The organism is Caulobacter sp. FV2ps19 (assembly GCF_058681035.1).
The window spans coordinates 4,210,559-4,226,542 of the sequence record NZ_CM178729.1 but is presented as its reverse complement, the minus strand read 5'-3'; the positions used below and the strand labels follow the sequence as shown (position 1 = coordinate 4,226,542).

The 15,984-nt window shown below is 67.8% G+C and carries 16 protein-coding genes; 11 read left to right on the top strand and 5 right to left on the bottom strand.

What is annotated here, in order from left to right; all coding sequences use genetic code 11:
* The first annotated feature begins 117 nt into the window (after positions 1 to 117).
* Entirely contained in the window at positions 118 to 510 is a 393-nt protein-coding gene (locus tag ACW18B_RS20075; protein ID WP_492048763.1) for a response regulator transcription factor, read from the top strand.
* Here ACW18B_RS20075 and fixJ read toward each other — a convergent pair.
* From fixJ to cydD, 4 genes are all read right to left on the bottom strand, one after another.
* Positions 507 to 1,124 (bottom strand): response regulator FixJ, encoded by a 618-nt coding sequence (gene fixJ, locus ACW18B_RS20070; RefSeq protein WP_492048762.1) that lies wholly within the window; start codon positions 1,122 to 1,124, stop codon positions 507 to 509. The genes ACW18B_RS20075 and fixJ overlap by 4 nt on opposite strands.
* Positions 1,121 to 2,590: a PAS domain S-box protein gene (locus tag ACW18B_RS20065; RefSeq protein WP_492048761.1), complete on the bottom strand. Its 1,470-nt coding sequence runs from the start codon at positions 2,588 to 2,590 to the stop codon at positions 1,121 to 1,123. The genes fixJ and ACW18B_RS20065 overlap by 4 nt, the downstream gene beginning before the upstream one ends.
* An 82-nt stretch (positions 2,591 to 2,672) precedes the next feature.
* Complete coding sequence (locus ACW18B_RS20060) at positions 2,673 to 4,325, bottom strand: ATP-binding cassette domain-containing protein (RefSeq protein WP_492048760.1); 1,653 nt, start codon at positions 4,323 to 4,325, stop codon at positions 2,673 to 2,675.
* Positions 4,322 to 5,983, bottom strand: a complete 1,662-nt coding sequence (cydD, locus tag ACW18B_RS20055) for a thiol reductant ABC exporter subunit CydD (protein ID WP_492048759.1) — start codon at positions 5,981 to 5,983, stop codon at positions 4,322 to 4,324. The genes ACW18B_RS20060 and cydD overlap by 4 nt, the downstream gene beginning before the upstream one ends.
* A 123-nt stretch (positions 5,984 to 6,106) precedes the next feature.
* On the opposite strand from cydD, the gene ACW18B_RS20050 reads away from it, so the two are divergent.
* The 4 genes from ACW18B_RS20050 to ACW18B_RS20035 all read left to right on the top strand — a co-directional run bounded on the left by ACW18B_RS20050 (position 6,107) and on the right by ACW18B_RS20035 (position 9,587).
* Positions 6,107 to 7,666 (top strand): cytochrome ubiquinol oxidase subunit I, encoded by a 1,560-nt coding sequence (locus ACW18B_RS20050; RefSeq protein WP_492048758.1) that lies wholly within the window; start codon positions 6,107 to 6,109, stop codon positions 7,664 to 7,666.
* Between the two features lie 13 nt (positions 7,667 to 7,679).
* Complete coding sequence (gene cydB / locus ACW18B_RS20045) at positions 7,680 to 8,828, top strand: cytochrome d ubiquinol oxidase subunit II (protein WP_492048756.1); 1,149 nt, start codon at positions 7,680 to 7,682, stop codon at positions 8,826 to 8,828.
* A gap of 15 nt (positions 8,829 to 8,843) precedes the next feature.
* The gene (cydX, locus tag ACW18B_RS20040) at positions 8,844 to 8,963 is read left to right on the top strand and encodes a cytochrome bd-I oxidase subunit CydX (protein ID WP_492048755.1); all 120 of its coding nucleotides are present in this window, start codon (positions 8,844 to 8,846) and stop codon (positions 8,961 to 8,963) included.
* A gap of 171 nt (positions 8,964 to 9,134) precedes the next feature.
* Positions 9,135 to 9,587, top strand: a complete 453-nt coding sequence (locus ACW18B_RS20035) for a chemotaxis protein CheW (protein ID WP_492048754.1) — start codon at positions 9,135 to 9,137, stop codon at positions 9,585 to 9,587.
* A gap of 66 nt (positions 9,588 to 9,653) precedes the next feature.
* Here ACW18B_RS20035 and ACW18B_RS20030 read toward each other — a convergent pair whose 3' ends face one another.
* Positions 9,654 to 10,148, bottom strand: a complete 495-nt coding sequence (locus ACW18B_RS20030; RefSeq protein WP_492048753.1) for an ASCH/PUA domain-containing protein — start codon at positions 10,146 to 10,148, stop codon at positions 9,654 to 9,656.
* Between the two features lie 184 nt (positions 10,149 to 10,332).
* Between ACW18B_RS20030 and ACW18B_RS20025 the strand changes: the two genes are divergently transcribed.
* The 6 genes from ACW18B_RS20025 (at position 10,333) to rnpA (ending at position 15,979) form a co-directional block, all read left to right on the top strand.
* Positions 10,333 to 11,703 (top strand): flavin-containing monooxygenase, encoded by a 1,371-nt coding sequence (locus tag ACW18B_RS20025; RefSeq protein WP_492048752.1) that lies wholly within the window; start codon positions 10,333 to 10,335, stop codon positions 11,701 to 11,703.
* Positions 11,704 to 11,932: 229 nt separating this feature from the next.
* Positions 11,933 to 12,571 (top strand): TetR/AcrR family transcriptional regulator, encoded by a 639-nt coding sequence (locus ACW18B_RS20020; RefSeq protein WP_492048751.1) that lies wholly within the window; start codon positions 11,933 to 11,935, stop codon positions 12,569 to 12,571.
* A 212-nt stretch (positions 12,572 to 12,783) separates the two neighbouring features.
* Positions 12,784 to 13,848, top strand: coding sequence for an alpha/beta hydrolase (locus tag ACW18B_RS20015; RefSeq protein ID WP_492048750.1), 1,065 nt, complete (start codon positions 12,784 to 12,786; stop codon positions 13,846 to 13,848).
* A gap of 201 nt (positions 13,849 to 14,049) precedes the next feature.
* On the top strand, positions 14,050 to 15,156 hold the full coding sequence (locus tag ACW18B_RS20010) for an NADPH:quinone oxidoreductase family protein (RefSeq protein WP_492048749.1): 1,107 nt from the start codon (positions 14,050 to 14,052) through the stop codon (positions 15,154 to 15,156).
* A gap of 114 nt (positions 15,157 to 15,270) precedes the next feature.
* Positions 15,271 to 15,405 (top strand): 50S ribosomal protein L34, encoded by a 135-nt coding sequence (rpmH, locus tag ACW18B_RS20005; protein ID WP_012284717.1) that lies wholly within the window; start codon positions 15,271 to 15,273, stop codon positions 15,403 to 15,405.
* A gap of 112 nt (positions 15,406 to 15,517) precedes the next feature.
* A complete protein-coding gene (gene rnpA / locus ACW18B_RS20000; protein WP_492048748.1) occupies positions 15,518 to 15,979 on the top strand; it encodes a ribonuclease P protein component in 462 nt (153 codons plus the stop codon).
* Positions 15,980 to 15,984: the final 5 nt, after the last annotated feature.

Sequence of the window (15,984 nt, the reverse complement as noted above, 5' to 3'; positions counted from 1 at the left end):
GGTAAATTCGGGTGCGGCGCCTAAGTGTCTCCACGTAAGCGCGGCTGCGGAGGCGCTCTCGACACGGGCTTGCGATGGATCAAGGCGGCTTGTGGCCGATCATGGTTTTTTGATCGAATGTGCGGTCGTACAGATATCTCGGGTCTCGATGCCGGTGATGGCGATTTCGCCCAGCGCCCGTTGATCGTGGTCCTCGACGAGGACGAGGCGCTGCGCGAGGCGCTGCACTTTTCGCTGGAGACCGAAGGCTACCGGGTCCTGACGTTTGGCCAGGCCGCAGACCTCCTGGATTGCGCCGACAGCCTGGGCGTGGCCTGTTTCGTGATCGACGAAGCAGGTTGTGATCAGCGTCTGCGAGGGGCGTTGCGTGGCGCGAAGGCTCCTGTTGTCCTGATGTCGGCGGGCGGACCCCGTCGCTTGCGCGGCGTCGGACGGATCAGGGTGGTCGACAAGCCGCTGATCACCGACGCGCTCAGCCGCCAGATCGCCGAAGCGCTGTCGACCAACTAGCTCCGCGCTGAAAGGGTCATGCGCACCAGAGCCGCCAGGTTGTCGGCGTGCATCTTGGTCATCAGCTTGGCGCGATAGATTTCGACGGTGCGAGGGCTGATGCCCAGATCGCGGGCGATGACCTTGTTGGGATGGCCGATGACGACCCCGTTCAGAACCTGCCGCTCGCGTTCCGACAAGGTGGCCAGGCGTTGACGAACCTCGATCTGATCTCCGGAAGGCGTCGGAGACTCGACGCCCATCGCAAGGGCGCGCTTCAGCGCGTCGAGGATGCGACTTTCGGAGAACGGCTTTTCGATGAAGTCGATGACGCCGGAGCGCATGGCCTCCACCGCCATCGGAATGTCGCCGTGACCTGTCATCATGATGACAGGCATGCGTGGGGTCAGCGTCGCCATCCGCGCCACCAGCTCCTGGCCGCTCATCTCTGGCATCCGCACATCGGTGATGACGCAGCCCGGAGCGGCGTCGGGCAGGGCCTCGAGAAAGGCGAGCGCGCTGTCATAGGTGGCGACCTGAAAGTCGGCCGACTCCAGCAGGAAGGCCAGAGACTCGCGGGCGCTTTCGTCGTCATCGACCACGTGCACGGTGGCTTCGGGCAGGGCGGGCTTCATGGCTGAATCTCGTCTTCCTGGTCAAACGGCGGCAGGGTGAAGCTGAAGATCGTTCCGCCGCCCGGATTGGCGTCGGCCCAGATCCGCCCGCCATGCGCCTCAATGATCGAGCGCGAGATCGACAGACCCACGCCCATGCCCTGGGGCTTGGTGGTCATGAAGGGCTGAAACAGCTTTTCGCGCACATCGGCGGCGATGCCGCTGCCGGTGTCCGAGACGCTGATGCGGGTCCAGCCCTCGTCATTGAGGCCGCTGGAGATGATCAGTTCGCGCCTGTCCTGCCCTTCCATGGCGTCGATGCCGTTGCGGATCAGGTTCAGCAGCACCTGCTGGATCTGGACCCGGTCGGCGAACACCGCGTCGGCGGCGGGATCCAGCGAAAGGCGCACGTCGACGCGCCGTTCCTTCTCGCCGATCAGGGCCAGGGCGCTGGCCTCCTCAACCAGCTTGGAAACGGTTTCGGGCTCGCGCTCACTCGCCCCCCGCCGAACAAAGTCGCGCATGCGGTGGATGATTTCGCCCGCCCGCAGCGCCTGGGCCGCCGCGCGGTCAATGGCGTCGCGAACCTTGGTCTGGTCGACCTCGCGGCCCCGGTCGATCAGCCGCCGGGACCCGGTCAGCAGATTGGCGATCGCCGACAGGGGCTGGTTCAGCTCGTGGGCCAGGGTCGAGGCCATCTCGCCCATGGCCGTCAGGCGCGACACATGGACCAGTTCATTCTGCAGCTCCTGCAGCCGGGTCTCGGTCTTCTGGCGATCCGTCAAGTCGCGGATGAAGCCGGTATAGGACGGACGGGGGCCCCTGGTTTCGCCGACCGCCAGCTCCATGGGAAACGTCGTACCGTCCTTGCGCGCGCCCACAACCACCCGACCGACGCCGATGATGTGTTTCTCGCCTGTGCGCGCATAGCGTTCGAGATGGCCGTCATGCGCTTGGCGATAGGGGCTGGGCATCAGCAGCTTGATGTTCTGGCCGAGCGCTTCGGCGGCCGTCCAGCCAAACAGCCGCTCGGCGGCTGGGCTGAACGAGGTCATGATCCCGTTGCGGTCAATGACCACGACCGCTTCGGGCACGGTGTCGAGAATGGACTGCAGGTGGGCGTTGGTGGCGGCCGCTCTTAGCCGCGCAGCGTGGAACCATCCCCCGCCGACGGCCATGCCGGCCCCGACCAGCAGGAAGATCACGCCGCTCAGGGCGCCCACCAGCGACTGGGCGTCGCCCTCGGTGACCCAGCCGACGGCTATGCTGGCGACGATCGTCGCGAACAGACCGCAGACCAGCCCGCCGATGGCGGCGCTGACCAGAACGGCGGGAATGAACAGCAAGAATGATGAAGCCGCAGAGAAGGCGTCGCCTAGCGACAGTCGCGCCACAATGGTCGCGGCCACCGTCATCGCGGCCACGATATAGGGGCCGGGACGGGGGTCGCTGAACAGCGGATAGGGGCCCAACCTGAGCGCCTTCATCGTGTCGTCGTCTCCGTGGCGCGCCAAGCGCTCAAGCGCCTTATAGCGGAGGGAGCCGGCTTCGCGAGACGCCATCGTTCGTCTACCGCGCTTCGCCGAGGATCAACCGCGGTGCGGTCGGCTGTTCGCCGGGGAGTGTTGGTTCGCCCGACAGCACGAGGCGTCGGCTGCAGAGCGTCAACGGCGCCGGACGGTGGCTGACCAGCAGGACGCCTTGCCCGGAACGATCCAGCCGCGCCGCGAGCCGCTCCAGCACCAGGGCTTCGGTGGCTGGGTCCAGGCCTTCGGTCGGCTCGTCCAGCAAAAGCCAGGGCGCGGGACGCAGATAGGCGCGGGCCAGAGCCAGTCGGCGACGTTCACCGCCCGACAGTCGCTCGCCATTGTCGCCCAGCCAGGCGTCGAGACCGGCTGGCGCAGCGCGGATGCGCGCGTCCAGAACCGCATCATGCAGCGCCGCCCACATGTCCTCAGTCGAGGCCTCTGGCGCGGCGAGGCGAAGATTGTCGGCGACCGAACCCGCGATCAGGGCGGCGTCCTGGGGCGCATAGGCAAAGGCTGCTCGGGCGTGGGCGGGAGCCAGCCCGGCCAGATCCGCATCGCCGATCTTGAGCACGCCGGGAGCGCAGGGCCGCAAGACCAACAGTTGTTCCAGCAGGGTGGTCTTGCCGGCGCCGGACGGACCCAGGATCGCGATCCGTTCGCCGGGCGCGAAGTCCTCACTCAGCAGGCGCAGGCCTGGCGCGGCTGGGCGCGGCTCTCTCGGGGCCATCGGCGGCGCGTGCCGCAGCACGGCGTCCAGGCGGTCGGCCGCTTCGTCAGCCGCGCCGGCCTGGTCGAACGCGGCCGCCAGGTTGGAGACGCCGTCCACGGCCATGGCGGCGGCCAGGCCGGCCAGGGCGGCCAGGGCGGCGCCGGCCGGGACGGCGGCGGCGATGGCGGCGGCGGTCGCCAGTCCCAGGATTGCGGCCTGTGACAGCGCGATGAGGCCCCGGGCCCGGGCCGCAACCTGTCGCGCCGCATCGACGGCCTGCCCGCGGGCCGCCAGGGTTTCGCCGGCCCAGGCCTCAAGACCATAGGCGCGCAGTTCGGGCGCGGCGGCGGCGAGATTGGCGGCGGCGTCCTTCAGGGCGCCCATCCGGATCTGGATCTCGCGACCCGCGGGGTCCGAAAAGCATCGGGCCAGGGCGCGCGCGACCAGGATCGCGGCCCCCGCCGAGAGCAGGATGATCAGGGCGGCGAGCCAACCGGCCAGGACGGCCAGCGCCATACCGGCCGTCACGGCGGCGGCGGCGCCCCAGGGGGCCGAGAGGCGAACGAACCGGGTCTCGACCGCGTCCACGTCCTGCACCAGCCGCGATGAAGCCTCACCGCTGGAGAGCACCAAGGCCTCGCCGGGGGGCGCGGCGGCCAGGGCGGAGAACAGGACGGGGCGAATGGCCGCCAGAGCCCGTAGCGCCGCGATATGCCCGCTGAGCCGCTCGCCGTACCGGGCGCCGGTTCTCAGGATCGCCAGCAGCCGGATCGCTGCGCTGGGCAGCAGGACATTGAAGGTCTGGGCGGCGGCAAGCCCGGCCGCGCCGGCCAGGGCCGAGGCGGTGATGAACCAGCCCGACAGGCCCAGCAGCAGGGTCGAGGCCGCGCCGACCACGCCGGCGCAGACTGCGGCCAGCAACAGGCCCTGGGCATGATGACGGCGCTGGGCCCGGATCAGCGTCTGGAGGGGCGAGGCGCTCATGTCAGTCTCACCACATGGTCGGCCAGATCGGCGACGGCCTCGGAGTGGGTGGCGATCAGGGTGGTGCGGCCCCGCGCGGCCTCGCGGATCGCCACCAGAAGTTCGGCTTCGGCGACGTGGTCGAGATTGGCGGTGGGCTCGTCCATCAGCAGGATCGGGGAGGGCTTCAGGATCGCGCGAGCCAGGGACAGGCGCCGGCGCTCGCCGCCGGAGAGCCCGCCGCCGCGCTCGTCCAGCACGGTGTCGAGACCGCCGGCGCGTCCGGAAAGGGCGCCGGCCAGACCCACCCGCTCGGCGGCGGCCTGGATCTGCGCCCGGCTGGCCGCACGGTGAGCCAGGGCGATATTGTCAGCGATCGAGCCCGGCGTGATCAGCGGGTGCTGTCCTGCCCAGGCGACCGCGCCGGACAGGGCGCCCAGATCGGCGAGACGATGACCATCCAGCAGGATCTCGCCGGCGCTCAGCGGCGCCAGATCCAGCAGCAGGTTCAGCAGCGAGCTCTTGCCCGCGCCGCTGGGACCCAGCAGCACGGTGATCGCGCCGGCGGGAACGTCCAGATCGAAGTCCTTCAGCACAGGTCCGTCGGCGTCGGGGTAGCGGATGGTCACGCCGCTGAAGCGGATCGCTGGCGGGGCGGTGAACTCCGGCGCGGCCGGGCGCGGCGAAGGACGGGGCAGGGCGATCAGGCTGGCGGCGGCGGCCTCGGCGGCCTGACGGTCATGATAGGCGGCGGCCAGGCGGCGCAGGGGCAGATAGACCTCCGGGGCCAGGGCCAGGACGAAGAAGGCGCGCTTCAGGTCCAACTGCTCGGGAACCGGGAAGGGCAGCAGTCGCAGCAGATTGAAGCCGCAATAGACCGCCACCAGGGCGACCGACAGGGCGGCGAAGAACTCCAGCGCGCCCGAAGACAGGAAGGCCACGCGCAACACGCGGATGGTGCGGGAGGCCAGTTCATCCGCCGACCTGGCCAGGTCGCGGGTGATGCGATCCTCGGCCTGGAAGGCCAGAACCACCGGCAGGGCGCGGACGCGGTCGAGGAACCGGCCTGACAGACGCTCCAGAGCCTGGAACTGGGCGCGCGACTCGGCGGCGGCGGCCGTGCCGGCCAGGGCCATGGCGACAATGAACGGGACCAGCGCGCCCAGAAGGATCACGGCGGCGATCGGGCTGGCGATGCCGGCGATGGCGATCAGGGCCAGCGGCGTCGCGGTCGCCGCGAAACGGGCCGGCAGAAAGCGCGAGATGTGGCCGTCCAGCGCCTCGACGCCCTCGACCAGGGCGGTGGTCGCGTCGCCCGTCGACACGCCGCCCCCCGGCGACCGCGCGATCAGGGCGCTGGCGGTGTCGGCGCGGGCGGATGTCTTCACGGCGGCGGCGGCGGTCGCCCCCGCCTCGCCCGCCAGTTGCGTCATATAGCCGCGCGCGATCCCCGAGAGGACCAGAAGGCCCAGCCAGCCCGCGACGCCGGTCAGGGGCTGTCCCGCAGCGAGGGCGTCTATGGCCAAAGCCAAGGCGGCGGCGAAGGTCACGGCGGCTGCGCCGTCCAGCAGCGTGAGAATTTTGGCGCGGCGCAGCGCGCCCGCGCCGGCTCGTTCCAGGGCCTTTAATCGCGTCGCAACTTGGGAACGGACGTCGATAAGCGATGGACGAGATTGCATGACTTGAGTGTAGGTTGCGCTCATCTGCGAGCCTTGATCTGGATCAAGGTCCTGGGACCTCGCCCCGTCTAGGACACTGTCCTCGGCTGGCGCAATCATTCGTCGTCCGTTTCGGAGTTGAGCATGGACCCCGCCGTCATCGACCTCTCGAGGCTGCAGTTCGCGCTGACCGCGCTGTACCACTTCCTGTTCGTGCCGTTGACGCTCGGACTATCATTCATGCTGGTCATCATGGAGAGCATCTATGTGATGACCAAGCGCCCGATCTGGCGAACGGTCACGCGGTTCTGGAGCCTGCTGTTTGGCATCAATTTCGTGCTGGGCGTGGCGACCGGCCTGACCATGGAATTCCAGTTTGGCATGAACTGGGCCTACTACTCACACTATGTCGGCGACATCTTTGGCGCGCCGCTGGCGATCGAGGGCCTGATGGCCTTCTTCCTGGAAGCCACCTTTGTCGGCCTGATGTTCTTTGGCTGGGACAAGCTGTCCCGCGTCGGCCACCTGGTTGTCACCTTCCTGGTCGCCCTGGGCACCAATCTTTCAGCGCTGTGGATCCTGGTCGCCAACGGCTGGATGCAAAATCCGGTTGGCGCGACCTTCAATCCCGAGACCATGCGCATGGAGATCTCTGACTTCCGCGCGGTTCTGTTCAATCCCGTGGCCCAGGCCAAGTTCGTCCACACGGTCAGCGCCGGCTATGTGATCGCCGCGGTCTTCGTGCTGGGGATCTCGGCCTTCTATCTGCTGAAGGGCCGCCATGTCGGCTTCGCCAAGCGTTCGATGACCGTCGCGGCCGCCTTCGGCCTGGCCGCATCGCTGTCAGCGGTCGTGCTGGGCGACGAGAGCGGCTACGCCCTGACCGACAACCAGAAAATGAAGCTCGCGGCTCTGGAAGCCATGTGGGAGACCGAGCCCGCCCCGGCCGGCCTGACCGCCTTCGGCATCCCCAGCCTCGCCGATCGCGAGACCCACTATGAGGTCAAGATCCCCTATGTGCTGGGCCTGATCGCTACGCGCAGCATCGATAAGCCCGTCGCCGGCATCTTCGAGCTGGTCGCCACCGCTGAGGACCGCATCGAGTCCGGTGTCGTCGCCTATGGCGCACTGGAGACCCTGAAGGCCAATCCCAAGGACATGACCGCCCGGGCCACCTTCGAGACCCATCGCCGCGATCTGGGCTATGGCCTGCTGCTCAAGCGCTATGTCGCCGATCCCCGCATGGCCGACGCCGCCACCATCAAGAAGGCCTCGTGGGACACCGTGCCCAACGTGCCCGTGATGTTCTGGGCGTTCCGCATCATGGCGGGCATTGGCTTCCTGATGATCGCCCTGTTCGCCACCGCCTTCCTTCTGGTCACGCTGCGCAAGCACAACACCCGGTGGTTCCTGATGCTGGCGGTGGCCGCCATTCCCCTGCCATGGCTCGCCGCCGAACTGGGCTGGGTTCTGGCCGAGGTTGGCCGTCAGCCCTGGGCGGTGGAGGGCGTTCTGCCCACGGCCTTGGGCGCCTCCGACCTCAGCGTCGCCCAGCTCTGGACCACCATCGTGCTGTTCACCCTGCTCTACGGCAGCCTCGCGGTTGTTGAGGTCGGGCTGATCCTGCGCACCATCAAGAAGGGCCCGTTCGCCGAGCAGGAGGCGTTCGCGCCGTCCCCCTCGACGCAACCGGCCGTCGCTTAAAGGAGTCGCTGCCATGGAACTCCCAATCGACTACGCGACCCTCAGGGTCATCTGGTGGGGACTGCTGGGCGTCCTCTTCATCGTCTTCGCCCTGACCGACGGCTTCGACATGGGAGTCGGCGCCTTGCTGCCCTTCGTGGCCAAGACGGACGAGGAGCGGCGGATGGTGATCAACACCGTCGGCTCCACCTGGGAAGGTAATCAGGTGTGGTTCATCACCGGCGGGGCGGCGATCTTCGCGGCCTGGCCCCTGGTTTATGGCGTCAGCTTCTCGGGCTTCTACCTGGCCATGTTCCTGGTGCTGGCGGCGATGATCCTGCGGCCGGTGGGCTTCAAGTATCGTTCCAAGCGGCCGGATCCCCGCTGGCGCACGTTCTGGGACTGGGCGCTGTTCACGGGCGGCTTCGTGCCGGTGCTGGTGTTCGGCGTTGCGGTCGGCAATGTGCTGAGCGGCGCGCACTTCCGGTTCGACAGCGATCTGCGGGTCAGCTTCCAGGCCGGCTTCTGGAGCCTGTTCACCCCGTTCACCCTGCTGTGCGGCCTGCTGTCAGTCTCGATGCTGGTCCTGCACGGCGCAGCCTGGCTGACCGTGAAGGCCGAGAAGGGCCCGGTCACCGAGCGCGCTCGACTGTTTGGCGAAATCGCCGGCCTGGCCAGCATCGTCTTCTTCGCGGCCGGCGGCTTCTTCGTCGCCTTCGGCGGCATGGGTTTCCGGCTCGAGGGCCTGACCGATGCGGCGGGTCCCTCCAATCCGCTGCGTGACGCCGTCGTCGCCGCGCCGGGCGCCTGGCTGGACAACTATGTCCGTCATGGCTGGATGGTCATCGCGCCTGTGCTGGGTTTTGTCGGCGCCGCCTTGGCCCTGCTGGGGCTGAGGTTCGACAAGGCGCCGCTGTCGTTCGCGGGCTCGTCGCTGTCGGCGATCGGGATCATCTCGACGGTCGGGCTGTCGATGTTCCCGTTCATCCTGCCCAGCGTCAGCGATCCGCGCTCCAGCCTCACGGTCTGGAACGCCTCGTCCAGCCATACGACGCTGTTCATCATGCTGATCGTGACGGCGATCTTCCTGCCGATCATCCTGCTCTACACCGCCTGGGTCTATCGGGTGCTGTGGGGACGCAGCAGCACGGCCGCTTTGGCCACCAATCCAGACCTCTACTAAGGCGGAGACAAGACGATGTGGTACTTCTCCTGGATCCTCGGCCTGGGCCTTGCCGTCGCCTTCGGCGTGCTGAACGGCGTCTGGTACGAGTTCAACCTGACCAACGACGGCGACGAGGGGCTCTCCGAGCCTTGAGGCGGGCGCACTGGTGACGATTTGTGGAAATTGCGACGATTCAGCGCGTTCCGCAGGGGTCACCGTTAACCGTTGTTAAAGGGCGGATCACGTCAAATAGGGTGTGATCCGCTGGCGCGTTGAAAGACGTGAATCGGGATCGCGACGCACCTTCGATCCCGGGGAATCGATATGACCGACGAAGCCGAGCTGGCCCTGGAGCTAATCTCCTTCTGCATTGGCGAGCAGGAGTTCTGCATCGACGTGAAGACCGTCCGCGAAATTCGCGGCTGGACTCCGGCGACGCCGATCCCGCACGCCCCCTCCTATTTGCGCGGGGTCATCAACCTGCGCGGCGCGATCATGCCGGTCATCGACCTGCGCAATCGCCTGGGCCTGGGCGTCACCGTCCCGGAGACCCGCCACGTCATCGTGGTCGTCGAGTGCCAAGACCGCCTGGCCGGCATCCTGGTCGACGCGGTCAGTGAGACCTTCACCGTCTCGCGCGATCATCTGCAGCCCGCGCCGGATCTGGGCGTCGAGGAGCAGCGCTTCATCCAGGCGATCATCTCGATGGAAAGCCGCCTGATCACCTATCTGCGCATGAACGACGTGTTCCCCGCGCAGGTGAAGGAAGCCGCCTAAAACCATCTGGCCTTTGAGGCCAAAAAGCCGCCGTCCGCGCTCGCGGGCGGCGGCTTTTGTTTTTGCCTAAGCCTTGCGAACGATCAGGGCCGCGGCGGCGTGGAAGGCGGCCTCGGCCTCGGCGGCGGCGGCGACGCCGGCATGGCGGTCGGCGGCGACGCTCATGGCCTGCCGGCCGGTGGTAGGGGCCGCGTAGCTGGCCGAGACCTTGCGGGCGTCCTGGCCGCGCAGGGCGGCGTTGGAGGCCTGGGTCTCATGCCACTGGGCCAGCTGTTCGGCGGTCAGCACGCCCTCGGCAAGGGCGTCCGGATGCGGCACCTCGCCAAAGCCGATGGCCACGAAGCCGTGGATGACGCCGTAGTCCTCTTCCGACAGCAAAAATGTGATCAGGCGGTCTTCGGTCTGGCCCGTATAAACCTGACTTTCGGGGTCGAATTCGCGCAGCACCAGGATGTCGCCGACGGCGAAGTCGCGGTCGTTGCGGCGGATCTCGAAGCGTTTCTTGCCCTGGCGGACCGCAGCGAAATATTGCGGCCAGGTCTTCAGTTCGTGGCGGGTCATGGTCAGGGCCTTCGCGAGCGCATCGAGTCGGAGGAGATGGGGGCGTGGGTGTCGAACGTCATCCCCTAGCGGAGGATTAACCCAGCCGCACCCAACTGTGGAGCGTCCTGACGCAAGGGCGCCGTTTGACGACCCGCATAACGCTGATACGCTCACCTTAACAACGATAAGTCAGGGGCGGGACATGACGGGCAAGCTTCCCAAGGCGTGCATCATCGGCGCGGGCTGCAGCGGCTTCACCACGGCCAAGCGGCTGAAGGACGCCGGGGTCCCCTATGACTGTTTCGAGATGTCCGACGAGGTCGGCGGCAACTGGTACTTCAAGAACCCCAACGGTCTGTCGGCCTGCTATGAGAGCCTGCATATCGACACCAGCAAGTGGCGTCTGGCCTTCGAGGACTTCCCGGTTCCGGCCGACTGGCCCGACTTTCCCCACCACGCTCAGCTGCACCAGTACTTCAAGGACTATGTCGACCATTTCGGCCTGCGTCCGACCATCACCTTCAACACCCGGGTCGAGATGGCCAGGCGCACGCAGGACGGCCTTTGGGCGGTGACCCTGGGGAGCGGCGAGACGCGGCTCTACGACGTGCTGTTCGTTTGCAACGGCCACCACTGGGACCCGCGTATTCCCGACTATCCGGGCGAGTTCGACGGCGCCGCCTTCCACGCCCACGCCTATAGCGACCCGTTCGACCCGGTCGACATGCGCGGCAAGAACGTCGTGGTGGTCGGCATGGGCAATTCGGCCATGGATATCGCCAGCGAGCTGGCCCAGCGCCCGATCGCCAAAAACCTGTGGGTCTCGGCCCGGCGCGGCGTCTGGGTGTTCCCCAAATATCTGAACGGCAAGCCGGCCGACAAGTCGGCGATGCCCGCCTGGATGCCGCGCAAGCTGGGCCTGGCCCTGTCGCGCTCGGTGCTGAAAAAGACCATCGGCAAGATGGAAGACTACGGCCTGCCCAAGCCCGACCACGAGCCGCTGGAGGCCCACCCCTCGGTGTCGGGCGAGTTCCTCACCCGGGCGGGCTGTGGCGACATCAGGTTCAAGCCGGCGATCAAGGCGCTGGAGGGCCCCAATGTGCGCTTCGCCGACGACAGCGTCGAGCGGGTGGACGCCATCGTCTTCGCCACCGGCTACAAGATCAGCTTCCCGTTCTTCGACGATCCGGCCCTGGTTCCGGGCGAGGACCATCGCTTCCCGTTGTTCAAGCGGATGATGAAGCCCGACGTCCCCAACCTGTTCTTCATGGGCCTGGCCCAGCCCCTGCCGACCCTGGTCAATTTCGCCGAGCAGCAGGCCAAGCTGGCGGCGGCCTATCTGAGCGGCCGCTATGCGCCGCCGACGCCCGAAGAGATGATCAGGATCACCGCCAAGGATGAAGAGCGCCATCTGGGCCAGTTCTACGCCTCGGCGCGCCACACCATCCAGGTCGATTTCAACGTCTATTGCGCCGATCTGACCAAGGAGATCGCCAAGGGCGAGAAGCGGGCCCGGGCGGCCGGCAATCCCCTGCCGGTGGCGGCGCGGGCGGCGGCCCGTGTTCCAGCCTGACCCCTTGCCCCCTCCGGGCCGCTTCGCGATCCTCCTCCCCCGGAGGGGGAAGACGAGATCATCTTCCCCCTCCGGGGGAGGAGCGCGCCAGCGCGGAGGGGGCCAGTCGCAAGGGGCCCCGGCGCCCCGGCCAAGGGCCCCCAACCCGCGAAAGCCTTGCCGGACGACCCGGAATGAGGCTCAAATCATGACGGGGCGTCACGATTGCCTCGCCTGTGAGTCGCCTTCCATGTCGAATATCGCCTATTTCCCCAAGGCGCCGGTCATCGACGACCGTCCGGGCAAGCGCGAGCGCACCAAGGTCGCCAATCGTCAGGCGATCCTGGACGCCGCGCGCGCGGTGTTCGGCGAGCTGGGTTATGACGGCGCCACGGTGCGCGACATCATCCGCCGCGCGGGTCTCGCCTCGGGCACCTTCTACAATTATTACAAGTCGAAAGAGGAAGTGTTCGACGCCCTGGCCGATGACGGCGCCCGGCGCTTTCGGCCCCTGCTCCGCGCGGAGATCGACAGGGCGGTCGACTTCCAGTCCTTCCTGCGCGGCGCGATCACCGCCTATTTCGTATTCGTGGCCACCGAGCAGGAGACCTGGCGCCTGAACCGTCCGGCCGGTGAGCAGATCCCCCACGCCCGCGCCACGCCCGAGATCGTCGCGGTGTTCGACGAGGTGCGCGACGGCTTCGCCAAGGTGCTGGAGCTGGAGCACGCGCCGGCGGTGGATCTGGACTATCTGACCGCCGCCTGCATCGCCGTGGCCCGCGAGATCAGCGACAAGATGCTGGAACGCCGCCCGGTCGACACGGCCGCCGCCGCCGACTTCGCCGTCAATCTGATCCTGGGCGGACTGCCCGCTCTTCCGAAACTTTAGGGGCGTGACCCAGGATCAGATCAAGTTTTCCGCTCTCCCCGGCGAAAGCCGGGGCCCAGATTCAGCCTGAGCGTTTGGGGTTGATGCGCCTTTCGATCGGAGCAGAACGCCAGGCGCTCTGGGTTCGATCTGGGCCCCGGCTTTCGCCGGGGAGAGCGGGTTTTAAGGTGGGAGCCGGATCGGCGACCCGTAGAAGTTAACCGGAGCCCCCCATGGCCGACGTCGCCGTCCAGAAGTTCATTCTGAAGACCCTGCTGTCCCTGCCCAGCCCGATCCTGCGGGCGATGTCCGGCGGCGGGGTGGTCTATCGCGGCGGACGCACCCTGGACCCGCGTTTCCAGTTCTTCGCCCATGCGGCCAAGAAGATGCCGTCGATGACCACGCTGCCGCCTGATGTCGCCCGCGACGCCAGCGCCAAGGGGCTGATCGCCGTGGCCGGGCCGTCCGAGCCCGGCGTGCGCACCGAAAGCCTGTCGATCGACGGGCCCAATACTTTCGGAGGGGGCGGGCCTCTGCCCCTGCGCGCCTATCGCCCCGCCGAGCAGGACGCCTCGGCGCCGCTGATCGTCTTCGCCCATTTCGGGGGCGGGGTGATCGGGGATCTGGAAACCTGCCACGCCTTTTGCGGTATCCTGGCCAGGATCGCCAAAACGGCCGTGCTGTCGGTCGACTACCGCCTGGCGCCGGAGCACCGCTTTCCGGCCGGGCTGGACGACGTGCTGGCCGCCTATCGCTGGGGCCGCGACAACGCCGCCCGCTTCGGCGCCGCGCCGGGCGTGGCGGCGATCGGCGGCGACTCGATGGGCGGCAATTTCGCCGCCATCGTCGCCCAGGAAATGCAGCGGACGGGCGAGGCCCAGCCGGCCGTGCAGATCCTGATCTATCCGGCCGTCGACGTAGCCAGCGAAACGGCCTCGATGACGACCTATGCGGACGCCTATCCGCTGAGCCGGCCGATCATGGACTGGTTCATGGGTCATTATATGGGCCCCGACGCCGACCCGGCCGATCCGCGCCTGTCGCCCAACAAGACCGCCGACCTGACGGGCCTGGCCCCGGCGGTGGTGATCACCGCCGGCTTTGACCCGCTGGTCGACCAGGGTGAGGCCTATGCCAAGCGTCTGCAGGCGGCCGGCGTGCCGGTGACCTATCGCTGCTATGACAGCCTGGCCCACGGCTTCACGGCCTTTACCGGGGCCGTGCCGGCGGCCGACTCGGCCTGCCGCGAGGTGGCGGCGCTGGTGCGCGCGGCGTTTGTGGGCGGACCCGATAAGTAGGACAGACGGAGACCGGACACTTCCGGATAACTCCACACCCAAACCCCATAAACATCCGCTCTCCCCGGCGAAGGCCGGGGCCCAGATTCATCCAGAGAGGTTGGGGATGACGCGCCTTAGGACCGGGCCAGGCGCGCCAACCGCTCTGGGTTCGATCTGGATCCCGGCTTTCGCCGGGAAGAGCGGAGGAAGGAAAACCCCGTGAGCCCCACCATGCGCGCCCTGGTCGTAGAATCGCTGGCCCCCGACTTCGCCGGCTGCGCGGTGCGCGAGGTGGCGACGCCCGCGCCCGGCCCCGGCGAGGTGCTGGTCCGGGTCCACGCCGCCAGCGTCAATTTCCCCGACCTGCTGATGACCACCGGCGAGTACCAGTTCAAACCGCCCACGCCCTTCACGCCGGGCCTGGACCTGGCCGGCGAGGTCGCGGCGCTGGGCGAGGGGGTGTCGGGGTTCTCCATCGGCGACGCGGTGGTCGGCGGCGCGCGGCTCGGGGCCTTCGCGGACTACGCCGTGCTCTCGGCCGATGCGCTGAAGCCCAAGCCCGCGCGCCTGTCGTTCGCGCAGGCCGCCGCCTATGGCGCGGCCTATCTCACCGCCTATGTCGCCCTGGTGCGCCGGGCGCGGATCGAGCCGGGTGACTGGGTGCTGGTGCATGGCGCGGCCGGCGGGGTGGGGCTGGCGGCGGTGGACCTGGCCAAGGCCCTGGGCGCGCGGGTGATCGCGGCCTCGGCTTCCGACGACAAGCTGGCGGCGATCCAGGCGCTGTATGCGCCCGACGCCCTCGTCAATGTCACCGGCGGCTTTCGCGATCAGGTCAAGGCGATCACCGGCGGGCGGGGCGCCGACATCATCTATGATCCGGTGGGCGGCGACGTGTTCGACGAGAGCGTCCGCTGCATCGCCTTTGACGGGCGGTTGCTGGTCATCGGCTTCACCTCCGGGCGGATCCCGACGGTCTCGGTCAATATGCCACTGATCAAGGGCTTCTCGGTGATGGGGGTGCGGGCCGGGGAATATGGCCGTCAGTTCCCCGAGAAGGGTCGCCAGAACGGTGAGGCGGTTTGGAAGATGGCGGACGAGGGGGTGATCACGCCGCATGTCCACGCCGAGTTTCCGCTGGAGCGCTGGCGGGAGGCGTTTGACCTGCTGGCGCAGCGCAAGGTGGTGGGCAAGGCGGTGATTGCGCCACTGGCCCCCTACGGATCGCTTCGCGATCGTCTTCCCCCGGAGGGGGAAGATGAAAAGCGCCGCCTCCATCTTCCCCCTACGGGGGAGGAGCGCCGGCAGGCGCGGAGGGGGCAAGTGTAACTGCAGCGGCCTGAACCGACTCAGGTTGACAGCCGCCGCCCCTTCCCTTATCCACCGCCCCTCACTCGCGGAGGCCTTGCGGCCGACGCGTCCCATTATTATCGGAGCCACCTCGTGAAGCGGACATTCCAGCCGTCGAAGCTCGTGCGAGCCCGCCGTCACGGCTACCGCGCGCGTATGGCCACCAAGAACGGCCAAAAGATCGTTGCGCGTCGCCGCGCCAAGGGCCGTAAGCGCCTGACGGCCTAAGAGCGGATCTTTCCGTTCTTTTCTCCCGCTCGCGGGAGGCACAGACCATGATAAAAGCCGCCTTTTCCCAGAGCCTGACCTCAGGTTTTCGCCGGAAAGGGCGGCTTTTTTCATGACCGGGCTCCCGCCAGCGCGCGCCGTGAAGATCGAGCGCCTGAAAAAGCGTCCCGACTTCCTGAGGGCCGCCAAGGCGCCCGCCCTGTCGCGCGGGGCCGTGTTCATGCAGATGCGGGCCCGGCTGGACGAAGATCCCCTGATGCGGGTGGGTTTTACCGCCACCAAGAAGGTCGGCGGCTCGGTGGAGCGCAATCGCGCCAAGCGTCGCCTGCGGGAGGCCGCCCGACTACTTCTTCCCCTTCATGGCCGCCCGATGTGCGACTATGTATTCATCGCGCGCGGCGGCACCCGCTCGCGCGAATGGGGGCGTTTGCTTGACGATGTGAAAACCGCGCTGATAAGCCTCGCGGCCGAACATGATCGCGCGGAGGCTCGGGCCAGGCTGGCTCACTCCGCTGATCTTCCTACCGACACCATTTCCGACGCTCCGGCGCCCGATTCCTCCGTTTCTGGTTAAGTCAT